This window comes from Nocardioides sp. (assembly GCF_036493135.1).
In the GTDB taxonomy this organism is placed as follows: domain Bacteria; phylum Actinomycetota; class Actinomycetes; order Propionibacteriales; family Nocardioidaceae; genus Nocardioides.
Genome location: NZ_DASXQG010000052.1, coordinates 34,724 through 46,551 on the forward strand (window position 1 = coordinate 34,724; position 11,828 = coordinate 46,551).

At 70.7% G+C, this 11,828-nt stretch carries 9 protein-coding genes; 2 read left to right on the forward strand and 7 right to left on the reverse strand.

Features of this window, described 5'->3' with window-relative positions; translation table 11 throughout:
- The first annotated feature begins 60 nt into the window (after nucleotides 1-60).
- Complete coding sequence (locus tag VGJ24_RS09610; RefSeq protein ID WP_331500330.1) at nucleotides 61-1,566, forward strand: MDR family MFS transporter; 1,506 nt, start codon at nucleotides 61-63, stop codon at nucleotides 1,564-1,566.
- Nucleotides 1,567-1,643: 77 nt separating this feature from the next.
- On the opposite strand, the gene VGJ24_RS09615 is transcribed toward VGJ24_RS09610, so the two are convergent.
- The 5 genes from VGJ24_RS09615 to glgX are packed head-to-tail and all read right to left on the reverse strand — an operon-like array spanning nucleotide 1,644 to nucleotide 9,137.
- Nucleotides 1,644-2,345 (reverse strand): polysaccharide deacetylase family protein, encoded by a 702-nt coding sequence (locus VGJ24_RS09615; protein WP_331500331.1) that lies wholly within the window; start codon nucleotides 2,343-2,345, stop codon nucleotides 1,644-1,646.
- 11 nt (nucleotides 2,346-2,356) lie between these two features.
- Complete coding sequence (locus VGJ24_RS09620) at nucleotides 2,357-2,896, reverse strand: GNAT family protein (protein ID WP_331500332.1); 540 nt, start codon at nucleotides 2,894-2,896, stop codon at nucleotides 2,357-2,359.
- 27 nt (nucleotides 2,897-2,923) lie between these two features.
- A complete protein-coding gene (gene treZ / locus VGJ24_RS09625; RefSeq protein WP_331500333.1) occupies nucleotides 2,924-4,675 on the reverse strand; it encodes a malto-oligosyltrehalose trehalohydrolase in 1,752 nt (583 codons plus the stop codon).
- Nucleotides 4,672-6,957 (reverse strand): malto-oligosyltrehalose synthase, encoded by a 2,286-nt coding sequence (treY, locus tag VGJ24_RS09630; RefSeq protein WP_331500334.1) that lies wholly within the window; start codon nucleotides 6,955-6,957, stop codon nucleotides 4,672-4,674. The genes treZ and treY overlap by 4 nt, the downstream gene beginning before the upstream one ends.
- Nucleotides 6,958-6,959: 2 nt before the next feature.
- Nucleotides 6,960-9,137 (reverse strand): glycogen debranching protein GlgX, encoded by a 2,178-nt coding sequence (gene glgX, locus VGJ24_RS09635; RefSeq protein ID WP_331500335.1) that lies wholly within the window; start codon nucleotides 9,135-9,137, stop codon nucleotides 6,960-6,962.
- Between the two features lie 77 nt (nucleotides 9,138-9,214).
- Between glgX and VGJ24_RS09640 the strand changes: the two genes are divergently transcribed.
- A complete protein-coding gene (locus VGJ24_RS09640; protein ID WP_331500336.1) occupies nucleotides 9,215-9,931 on the forward strand; it encodes a flavodoxin family protein in 717 nt (238 codons plus the stop codon).
- A 16-nt stretch (nucleotides 9,932-9,947) separates the two neighbouring features.
- Here the strand turns inward: VGJ24_RS09640 and VGJ24_RS09645 are convergent, their stop codons facing one another.
- Nucleotides 9,948-11,072, reverse strand: coding sequence for a HAMP domain-containing sensor histidine kinase (locus VGJ24_RS09645; RefSeq protein WP_331500337.1), 1,125 nt, complete (start codon nucleotides 11,070-11,072; stop codon nucleotides 9,948-9,950).
- Nucleotides 11,069-11,752: a response regulator transcription factor gene (locus tag VGJ24_RS09650; protein WP_331500338.1), complete on the reverse strand. Its 684-nt coding sequence runs from the start codon at nucleotides 11,750-11,752 to the stop codon at nucleotides 11,069-11,071. The genes VGJ24_RS09645 and VGJ24_RS09650 overlap by 4 nt, the downstream gene beginning before the upstream one ends.
- Nucleotides 11,753-11,828: the final 76 nt, after the last annotated feature.

Below are 11,828 nucleotides of genomic sequence, written 5' to 3' on the forward strand. Positions count from 1 at the left end.
TCCATCGCGGGAACGAGACCGGCTGGGGAATGCAGCCGCGTGGGCGTAGGTTGCCGCCACGTGACGACCTCCTCCACGCCTCCGGTGGGGCGCGCCCAGGTGGGGCTGCGCAGCGAGCGTGGACCGATCCTGCTCGCGGTGATGCTGAGCACGGGACTGTTCGCCATCGACTCGACGATCCTGGCGACCGCGGTCCCGTCGATCGTGTCCGACCTCGGCGGCTTCACGTCGTTCCCGTGGCTGTTCTCGATCTACCTGCTGGCCCAGGCGATCTCGGTGCCGATCTACGGCAAGCTCGCCGACCTGTACGGGCGCAAGCCGCTGATGCTGCTGGGTGTCGGCCTCTTCGTGGTCGGCTCCTTGCTGTGCGGCTTCGCGTGGAGCATGACGGCGCTGATCGTCTTCCGGCTGGTGCAGGGCCTGGGTGCCGGCGCGATCGGTCCGATCGGGATGACCATCCTCGGCGACATCTACTCGCTGCAGGAGCGAGCGACGGTGCAGGGCTACCTGGCCAGCGTGTGGGCGATGGCGGCCTTGATCGGGCCGACCCTCGGCGGGGTGTTCTCCGAGACGATCGGGTGGCGGTGGATCTTCTTCGTCAACCTGCCCCTGGGGGCGGCGGCCATGTGGACGCTCTGGCGCCGGTTCCACGAGCACGTCGAGCGCAAGCGGCACCGGATCGACTACCTCGGCGCCACGCTGCTCGGCCTCGGCGGGACCCTGCTCCTGCTGGCTCTGCTCGAGGGCGGCGTCGAGTGGGGGTGGAGCTCGGCGACCAGCATCGGGTTGTTCGCGGCCGCCGTGGTGCTGCTCGGCGTGTTCGTGCTGGTGGAGACCCGAGCGGTCGAGCCGGTGCTGCCGTTGTGGGTGTTCCGGATGCGCGTGCTCAACGTGTCGAACGCGAGCGGGCTGCTCGTCGGCGTCTTGATGATGGGCCTGTCGTCGTACGTGCCGCTGTTCTCGCAGAAGGTGCTGGGCACGGGTGCCGTGGTGGCCGGACTCGTCCTGGCGGCGATGACGATCGGCTGGCCGATCGCGGCCGCGACCGCGGGCCGGCTCTACCTGAGGTTCGGCTTCCGGTTCACGCTCGTTCTCGGTGGCGCGATCACGATCATCGGCGCGCTGATCCTGGCCACGGTGGACGGCGACAGCTCACTGTGGCACCTGACCGCCGCGTGCTTCGTGATGGGCATCGGCTTCGGGTACGTCGCGAGCCCAGGCGTCGTGGCCGCGCAGACAGCGGTGTCGTGGGCGCGTCGGGGTGTCGCGACCGGGGCCAACATGTTCTCCAGGTCGGTCGGCAGCGCCATCGGCGTCGCAGTCTTCGGAGCCATCGTGAACAGCCACGTCAGCGATGCCCTCGGCTCGAGCAGTCCGGACGTGGCGCACGTGTCGAGTGCGATCCTCGAACCGGCCATCCAGGACGTCTACGTCGTCAGTGCGTTCATCGCCGCGGCTCTGCTCGCGGTGGCGTTCCTGATGCCGACCCGCGTCATCGAGCCGGACGCCCCGGGCGGGGTCGAGCCGGAACCGCTCCCCGAGGCGGAAGCGGACACGGTCGCCTGAGGCGGCCCCGAGCACCGGCTCGATGAGCGCGCTGCGCTCATCGACGTAGCACGCAGTGATGGGCTCACTCCAGAGCCTCAGGCAGGATCGCCGAGCTCCTCGAGCCAGGGGGCACGCTCGGGTTCGACGTCCTCGAGGGCCGAGCCCAGGCTGTGGCCGGTGAGGCCCGATGCGGCCACCGCCTCGAGGACGCCGCGGGTGAGTTCGATCCGGTCCAGCACCGGCTCCGGACCGTCGTTGACGCCGTCGCGTTCGTCGGCGAACCCGTCGTGCAACAGGACGACGCGGCCGGTCAGATCGGTGGAGCGCAGCTCGGCCAGGTACTTCTCCGCCGGATGCGTCTCCCAGTCCCGGCAGGCGACGCTCCACAGCACCGGCATCAGGCCGGCGTCGCGGGCGGCGCGCCAGGAGACCAGGTCCTGTGCGCCGTACGGCGGGCGCGACCACCGCACCGGGACCGCCGCGAGATCCTCGAGCTCGGCCTTGGCGTCGCGGAAGCGGGCGGGCATGGCCTCGGCCGGCAGGGTCGTGAGCCGACGATGGTCCGACCCGTGCAGCCCGATCTCGTGTCCCGCGGCCAGCACCTCGTGCAACAGGCCGAGGTGCGCACGCACCCGGGTGAGCAGGACGAAGAAGGTGGCGGTCGCGCCGGCTTCGGCGAGCACCGGCAGCAGCCGATCGGTGACGCCCGGGGTGGGACCGTCGTCGTAGGTGAGCACGGTCGACGTGGCGGGTCGGCGCAGCGCGACCACGGAGCTCCCCTCCGGCTCGGCTCCCATCGGTGGTGCGCTCACAGCCCCGGGTCGCTGGGGAGCCGGCCGTGGATGTGGCAGTCCTCGCGGACCTCGCTCCCGGGCACGGCGTACGCCGAGCGGGTGGTGCCCTCGTGGACGAAGCCGGCAGCCTCGGCCACTCGGCAGGACGCCCTGTTGTGCACCGAGTGCTCGAGCTGGACGCGCATCAGACCGCGCGACTCGAACGCCCAGCGGGTGACGGCGTCGACCATCTGGCGCGCGACGCCGCGCCCACGCGCGGACGGCAGGACCCGGTAGCCGATCTTGGCGACCCGGTCGTCGGTGTCGATCGCGAACAGGCTGACGTTGCCGAGCATGGTCCCGGTCTCCGGGTCCACCGCATGGAAGGTGGCATGGGTGCCGCTGGACCAGTCCCCGCCGGCCCGGCACCAGGCCGCAGCCGCCTCGAGGTCGGGGCACTCTCCGCCCGGGTTCCAGAGCTTCACGTCCGGGTCGTTGAGCAGCAGGAACGCCTCGGGCGCGTCCTCCTCGACCGGCGGGCGGAGCACCAGGTCGGCTGTCTCCAGACGTTCCACGGCGAACACCCTAATTGCGAAAACGGGTCAGGTCAGGCGAAGGAGCGCGCCCGCGTGCGACGGCAAGGTGATGCCCTGTGCGTCGACGGTGGCCGCGCTCGGAGTCGTGAACAGCAGCGCGCCGGACTCCGGCAGCGTCGCCGGGGTCGTCCCGAAGTTCACCGCGATCAGCAACCCGCCTCGCCGCAGCGTGAACACCCGCGTCGCCTCGTCCGCCGTGGCCGCCAGGGAGGTGAAGGACGGATCGGTGAGCTCGGGCAGCGACCGCCGCAAGGCGGCGAGTGTTCGGTACGTCGCCAGCAGCCGCGCGTGCCGTCCGCCCGACAGCTCCGACCAGTCCAGCTTCGACCGCTCGAATGTCGCGGGGTCCTGCGGATCGGGCACCTCGGAGGCATCCCAGCCCATCCGCTCGAACTCCACGAGCCGGCCCTCGGCGGTGGCCCGCCCGAGGTCGGGCTCGGGGTGGGAGGTGAAGAACTGGAACGGCGTGGAAGCTGCCCACTCCTCACCCATGAACAGCAGCGGCGTGAACGGCCCGCACAGGGTGAGCAGCGCCGCGCACGCCAGCTGGTCGTCGTCGAGGTGCTCGGTCAGCCGGTCGCCGCGCGCCCGGTTGCCGATCTGGTCGTGGTCCTGGCTGCAGACGACCAGCCGCCAGGTCGGCATGTGTGCGGTGTCCACCGGCACGCCGTGGTCGCGACCGCGGAACGACGACCACGTGCCGTCGTGGAAGAACCCCTTCTCGCACACCTTCGCCAGTGCCGACAGGGGCGCGAAGTCCGCGTAGTAGCCGAGCGTCTCGCCGGTCAGTGCGACGTGGAGGGCGTGGTGGAAGTCGTCGCTCCACTGCGCGTCGAGCCCGTACCCGCCGCCCTCGCGCGGCGTCACCAGGGTGGTGTCGTCGAGGTCCGACTCGGCGATCAGCGTGAGCGGTCGTGCGAGGTGGGCCGACAGTGCGGCGGTCTCGATCGCCATCTCCTCGAGGATGTTCGTCGGCGAGGAGTCCTCCAGCGCGTGCACGGCGTCCAGCCGCAACGCGTCGACGTGATAGTCGGCGAACCACATGTGGACGTTGTCGAGGACGAAGCGGCGTACCTCCGCCTCGCCGTCGAGGTTGACCAGGTCGCCCCAGGTGTTGCGCCCCTGCTTGAGGTACGGCGCGAACTGCGGCAGGTAGTTGCCCGACGGACCCAGGTGGTTGTAGACGACGTCCTGCACCACGCCCAGCCCCGCGGCATGACAGGCGTCGACGAAGCGCTGGTACGCCGGAGGCCCGCCGTACGCCTCGTGGACGGCGAACCAGTCGACGCCGTCATATCCCCAGTTCCACACGCCGTTGAAGGCGTTGACCGGCATCAGCTCGACCAGGTCGACCCCGATCGAACGCAGGTGGTCGAGCCTCCCGATCGCGGCGTCCAGGGTGCCGTCGGGGGTGAACGTGCCGACGTGCAGCTCGTAGATCACCGACCCCGGCAGCTGCCGTCCGGTCCAGGCCCGGTCCGTCCAGGGGAATGAGGTCGGATCGTAGGTTCGCGAGCGCTGGTGGACGCCCGCCGGCTGGCGCCGCGACCGCGGGTCGGGTCGTGGCACGTCCGAGTCGTCGATCAGGTATCCGTAGTCGAGTGGTCCTTCCGTCGGGTCCAGAACGCCGTCGGGGATCCACCAGTCGCCTCCCGAGCGGCTCATCTCGACGATGGCATCGCCCACCGACAGGCGGAGCCGCTTCGCGCGTGTACTCCACACCGCGAACGGCCCGTGGTCGTGGGTCCAGAAGCTCATCCGGCTTCTTCCCGGAGCAGGAGGGCGACCGGGTAGTCCGCGAGCAGCTCGTGGAGAGGCGCGTCGCCGGAGTACTCACGCCCGGTCAGAAGGTCGGCCCACGCGCCCTCGGGCAGCGGCAGCACCGTCTCGCCCCAGCCGCGCGTGGCCAGTCCGAACGGCAGCCGGGTCGCCACCGTGAGCGCTCCTCCTCGGTCGAAGGCGAGCGCGTGCTCGCCGGCCTGCCCCCGGGGATGCACCGGGAGGTACGTCGTGAACCGGTGTGGCTGGTTGCGTCGCAGGGTGAGCGCGGCCTGGGTGAGCAGCAGCTTGGCGTGACCGTGGTCGTCGACGTGGGGCGTGAGCACGGGTCGCTCGCCCGCGAGCACCCGATCCAGCACGCGGCGACGTACACCGAGGTCGACCGGGCGGCGGTTGTCGGGGTCGACCAGCGACTGCTCCCAGAGCTCGCTGCCCTGGTAGACGTCGGGCACGCCCGGCATGGTCAGCGCCACGAGCTTGGTCGACAGGCTGTTGCTCCAGCCCGGACCCGCGACGTACTCGAGCAGGTCCTCGAGGACCGCCGTGACGGCCGGATGGTCGAAGGCGGCGTCGACGGCCGCGTGCACCGCGCCCTCGTACGTCGCATCGGGCGCTGTCCAGGACGTCCGGTCGCCGGCCTCGCGCATCGCCTTCTCGGCGTACCCGTGGAGGCGCTCACGCGACGCCGGCCAGGCGCCGAGGACCGCCTGCCAGAGCAGGTTGCCGAAGGACGCGTCGGGAAGAGGGACGAGCGAGAGCAGGGTGTCGAGGGCGCCGGCCCAGAGGTCCGGGATCTCGGCGAGAACGGCGATCCGGGCCCGCACGTCCTCGCCGCGCTTGGTGTCGTGCGTCGACGTGGTCGTCATCGCCTGCGGCCGCTCGCGCTGCCGCACGTCCATCGCCGCGTGGAACTCGTCGACCGTGACCGACCACTCGCTCGGGTCGCCACCCACCTCGGTCAGCGAGGTGAGCCGGGAGGTCCGGTAGAACGCGCAGTCCTCCACCCCCTTGGCCATCACCGCTCCGCTGGTCTGCTGGAAGCGCAGCGCCGCCGGGTGCGCCGGATCGCCCAGCACCGGCTCCAGGGCGTCGAACGTCGCGGACAGGTCGGGCCTGCGTCGCCGGGCGTCGCTGAAGGCCGTGGCGAGGTGCTCGGCGCCACCGGGGAGGTAGGAGCGATAGACCGGGAAGCACGCGAGCAGCTCGTCCAGCGCGTCGACCAGCAGGTCGGAACCACCCTTCGCCGGCACCTTCCGGGCCACACGTCGGACCTCGGAGCCGAGGATGCCGTCGGCCACGGCCCGCTTCGTGTCGTGGGTCAGGTCGGGCCAGGCCAGGGCCGAGCCTCGTAGGCGCGCCTCGAGCGCGGTCAGCGGCGCCTGCCCCGCCGGGTCGGTGAGGACCCGGTCGACCAGGCCGAGCACGTCGTAGCCCGTGGTGCCGGCGGTGGCCCAGGAGCTCGGCAGGGTCTCGCCCGGTTCGAGGATCTTCTCGACCAGGACGTAGGTGCCGCCGGTCAGCTCGCTCAGGACGTCGAGGTACGTCGCAGGGTCGCGGAGGCCGTCGGGGTGGTCGACGCGGAGCCCGTCGACGAGCCCGTCGTCGAACCAGCGCCGGATCTCGACGTGCGAGTCGTCGAGCACCGACCGGTCCTCGACCCGGATCCCCGCCAGGGTGGTGACCGCGAAGAACCGCCGGTAGTTGAGCCCGGTGTCGGCCACGGTCCAATGCACGAGCTCGTAGTGCTGCTCCTCCAGCGTCGTCGTACCGGGAGCGAGCGGGAAGACGTGGTCGTGGTACCGCACGACTCCTTCGGTGTCGTCGAGCTCGATCGCCGAGCCGCCGTCGTCACCGAGGACCGGGATGCGGACGCGTCCCTGACCGTCGGCCCAGTCGACGTCGAACGCATCGGCATGCGCGGAGTCCCGCCCCCGACGCAGCAGGTCCCACCACCACGCGTTCTCCCGCGGGGTCGCGACGCCCACGTGGTTCGGCACGATGTCGACGAGCACGCCCATGCCGAGCCGCTTCGCCGCGGCCGAGACCGCGACCAGCCCCTCGCGCCCGCCCCGGTCGGGGTCGACCAGGGAGTGGTCGACCACGTCGTACCCGTGGTCGCTCCCGGGCTCCGCCTTCAGCAGCGGCGAGAGGTAGACCCAGTCGACCCCGAGGTCGTGCAGGTACGGCAGCGTCGTGGCGGCGTCGTGCAGCGTGAACCGGGCGTTGACCTGGAGGCGGTAGGTGCTGGTCGGGACGCGCATGATCAGGACGAGCTCTTGCTGTTCTGCTCCTGAGCAGCGACGGACGCGGCCGCCGAGGTGTCGGGGGCCGTGGTCGGCGCCGTGTGCTCGCGCAGCACGAGCACGCTCCGCCCCGCCACCTTGGACCGCACGCCGGCCCTGATCGGGCCCTTGCGGCGCCGCACGGCTCCGGTGTCGATCACGACGTCCCAGGCCGCGGCGTACTCCTCGGGCGGCAGCGTCAGGGGTACGTCGTCGCCGGCGGCGTTGAAGTACAGCAGGAAGTGCTCGTCGACGACGTCCTGCCCGCGGGCGTCGGCCCCGGCGATGCCGTGCCCGTTGAGGTACATGCCGAGCGACCGCGCATCCGGCGCGTTCCAGTCGGCATCCTCCATCGGGCGACCGTCGAGGTGCAGCCAGACGATGTCGTTGAGCCGGTCGGCGTCGCCGATGCGTACGTCGGTGCCGGTGAAGAAGCGGCGGCGCCGGAAGGTCGCGTGGTCGCGTCGCAGCTTCGCGACGTCCGCGGTGAACTCCATGAGCGGCTCGTCGACGTCGTCCCAGTGCAGCCAGGAGATCGGGCCGTCCTGGGCATAGGTGTTGTTGTTGCCGTCCTGGGTGCGGCCGACCTCGTCACCGTGCAGCAGCATCGGCACGCCCTGGCTGAGCAGCAGCGTGGTCAGGAAGTTCCGTTGCTGGCGCGCCCGCAGGGCGAGGATCTCCGGGTCGTCGGTCGGGCCCTCGGCGCCGTGGTTCCACGAACGGTTGTGGCTCTCGCCGTCGTTGTTCCCCTCACCGTTCGCCTCGTTGTGCTTGTCGTCGTACGACACGAGGTCGCGCAGGGTGAAGCCGTCGTGGGCGGTGACGAAGTTGATCGAGGCGACCGGGCGGCGTCCCGACTGCTCGTAGAGGTCGCTCGACCCGGCCAGCCGGCTGGCGAACTCGCCGAGCGACGGCTCGCCGCGCCAGAAGTCGCGCACGGTGTCGCGGAACTTGCCGTTCCACTCGGTCCACTGCGGCGGGAAGCCGCCCACCTGATAGCCGCCCGGCCCGACGTCCCACGGCTCGGCGATGAGCTTCACCTGGCTGACGACCGGGTCCTGCTGCACGAGCTCGAAGAACGTCGACAGCCGGTCGACGTCGTAGAACTCCCGGGCCAGGGCGGAGGCGAGGTCGAAGCGGAAGCCGTCGACGTGCATCTCGATCACCCAGTAGCGCAGCGAGTCCATGATCAGCTGCAGGGAGTGCGGGTGGCGCACGTTGAGACTGTTCCCGGTGCCGGTGTAGTCCATGTAGTAGCGCAGGTCGTCCTCGACGAGCCGGTAGTACGCCGGGTTGTCCAGGCCCTTGAAGCTCAGCGTCGGACCCAGGTGGTTGCCCTCGGCGGTGTGGTTGTAGACGACGTCCAGGATCACCTCGATCCCGGCCGCGTGCATCGACCGGACCATCGACTTGAACTCCTGCACCTGCTGGCCGAGCTGCCCCGCCGCGGCGTAGTCGGCGTGCGGCGCGAGGAAGCCGAGGGTGTTGTAGCCCCAGTAGTTGCGGAGTCCCTTGTCGAGCAGCGTGCTGTCCTGCACGAACTGGTGCACCGGCATCAGCTCGATCGCGGTCACGCCGAGCCGGGTCAGGTGCCGCACCACGGACGGGTGCGCGAGCCCGGCGTACGTGCCTCGCTCGTCCTCGGGAACGTCGGGATGCAGCTCGGTCAGCCCCTTGACGTGAGCCTCGTAGATCAGGCTCTCGTGGTACGGCGTGTTGAGCCGGCGGTCGCCCTCCCAGTCGAAGAACGGGGTGATCACGACGCCGAGCATCATGTGGGAGCCGGAGTCGTCGTCGTTGCGGGAGTCCGGGTCGCCGAAGTCGTAGCCGAACAGCGACTGGTCCCAGTCGATGTCGCCGACGGTCGCCTTGGCGTAGGGGTCGAGCAGCAGCTTGGCGGGGTTGCCCCGGAGTCCGTGCTCGGGATCGTAGGTGCCGTGGACCCGGTAGCCGTACCGCTGACCCGGCTGCACCGACGGCAGGTAGCAGTGCCACACGAACGCGTCGACCTCGGTCAGGGGCACCCGGACCTCGTTCCGGGCGTCGTCGAACAGGCACAGCTCGACCTGCTCGGCCACCTCGCTGAAGACCGCGAAGTTGGTGCCGACGCCGTCGAACGTCGCTCCCAGCGGGTACGCCGTGCCCGGCCAGACCTCCAACGGAACCCTCCAGGTCGTCACGAATTCGTCACCGGCGCCCCATTGTCGGTACGTCGTACAGCCGGGACAGTGCGGTCATGAACGATACGGCGTACGACTTCACCGGACTGAGGGCGCTCTTCATCAACTGCACGTTGAAGCGCTCACCCGAGCCGAGCAACACCCAGGGGCTGGTCGACGCCAGCCGCACGATCATGGAGAAGCACGGCGTCCACGTCGACGTCGTCCGAGCCATCGACCACGAAATCGCCACCGGGGTGTGGCCGGACATGCGCGAGCACGGCTGGGAGACCGACGCGTGGCCGGAGATCTTCGAGCAGGTCAAGGCCGCGCACATCCTCGTGCTCGCCGGCCCGATCTGGCTCGGCGACAACTCCTCGGTGATGAAGCAGGTGCACGAGCGGCTGTACGGCGGCTCCCACCTGCTCAACGACCAGGGGCAGTACCTCTACTACGGCCGCGTCGGTGGCTGCCTGATCACCGGCAACGAGGACGGCATCAAGCACTGCGCGCACAACGTGCTCTACACGCTGCAGCACATCGGCTACACGATCCCGCCGCAGGCGGACGCGGGCTGGATCGGCGAGGCCGGCCCCGGACCGTCGTACCTCGACCCGGGCAGCGGCGGACCGGACAACGACTTCACCAACCGCAACACCGCGTTCATGACCTGGAACCTCATGCACCTGGCGAAGATGCTGAACGACGCCGGCGGCGTCCCGGCGTACGGCAACCAGCGCTCCGAGTGGGACGCGGGATGCCGCTTCGACTACGAGAACCCGGAGTACCGCTGACCGGGCTGCGAGCGCCTCAGCCGGGAAGGGTGACCAGGAAGCGACAGCCGGGGTCGTGGTTCGAGACCGCGACCCGCCCGAGGTGGGCCTCCACGATCCCCTTGACGATCGCGAGTCCGAGACCGGCCCCGGCGCCACCGGTGGCGCCGGCGTGATCGGGGGTGCGCGCGCTGCTGCCCTGCCAGCCGACGTCGAAGACCCGCGAGATGTCCTCGTCGCTGAGACCGCCACACGCGTCGGTGACCGAGAGCTCGACGCCGTCGGGCACTGCTCGCGCGCTGATCTCGACGACGCCTGCCGTGGGGGTGTGCCGGATGGCGTTCATCAGCAGGTTCGAGACGACCCGTGACAGGCCGGCCGGGTCGGCGCTCACGAGCACGTCCTCGTCCACCCGTCCTCCCAGGCGAACGCCCCGCGCACGTGCCACGGAGTCGGCCCCGGCCAACGCCTCACTGACGACATCACCCAGTGCCACAGGCTGCGGGCTCAGCCGCAACACACCCGCGTGGATCCGCGAGAGCTCGAAGAGGTCGTCGACCATCCGCACCATGCGGTCGACCTCGGCCCGCATCTGCGCGTGGTAGCGCGCCGGGTCGTCGGCCAAGCCGTCCTCGAGTGCCTCGGTCATCGCCCGGAGGCCGGCCAACGGGGTGCGCAGGTCGTGGGAGACCCAGGAGACCAGCTCGCGACGGGACTGCTCCAGGGCGAGCTCGCGGGCGCGCGACTCGGCCAGCCGTTCGCTGGTCCGGCGCAGCTCCTCCGAGAGCTCGGTGAACTCGACCGGACCGGACACCTCGGAGACGAACGAGCCGCTCTCGCCGAACCGCCGCGCGTCGTCCCGGAGATCCCGTGACCACCGCGCGAGGACGGACCCGGCGGCCAGGGCGACGAGGACGGCGACGATGCCGGCCACCACCGCCACCAGGCTGATCACACCGAGGTCGTGGCTGGAGAGGAACATCGCCCGAGAGGTGGCCACCGTGCCGGCGACCACGGCCAGCACGGCCGTGGTGGCAACGCCGACCATGAGCCATCGCAGGGATGCACGGCGGCCCAGCCACAGGATGACGCCACCGCCCAACCCCACGCCGCCGGACCAGGCAGCAGTGGTGAGGACGATGACGAGCTGGTCGTGGGTCATGACGCGGCCTCCCAGCGGTAGCCGACACCCCACACCGTGACCAGGCGCACCGGATGGGTCGGATCGGACTCGATCTTCTCGCGGAGCCGTCGCACGTGGACCGTGACCGTCGACTGGTCACCGAACGACCACCCCCAGACCTGCTTGAGCAGCTCGTCGCGCGAGAACGCCTGCCCCGGGTGGCTGACGAGGAAACGCAGCAGGTCGAACTCGCGCACGGTGAGGGAGAGCCGACGCCCGCCCAGCGTGACGGTGTGCTCAGTCGAGTCGATGACCAGATCACCGTCGGTGACGACGCCCTTGATGACGCCGCGCTCACCCACTCGTCGCAGGACCGACTCCACCCGCAGCACCAGCTCGCGCGGGCTGAACGGCTTGGTCACGTAGTCGTCGGCGCCGTGCTCCAGACCGACGACGCGGTCGGTCTCGGATCCGAGCGCGGTCAGCATGATCACCGGCACCTCATCGCCCTTGGCTCGGAGGCGCTGGCACACGTCGAGCCCGTCGATGCCGGGCAGCATCAGGTCGAGCACCACGAGGTCGGCCCGCTCGTCCCGCAGATCCATCAGGGCCGTCTCGCCGTCGGTTGCCTCACCGACGTCGTAGCCGGCCGCCCGCAGGTAGGTCACCACCACTTCGCGGACCGTCACGTCGTCATCGACCACCATCACGCGGGCCATGGGCACCTCCCTCCACCGGCCTCGGCGCGGTCACCCGCATCCCGGCGCGGCTGCGTCGCCCGGCGTACCGCGCGAC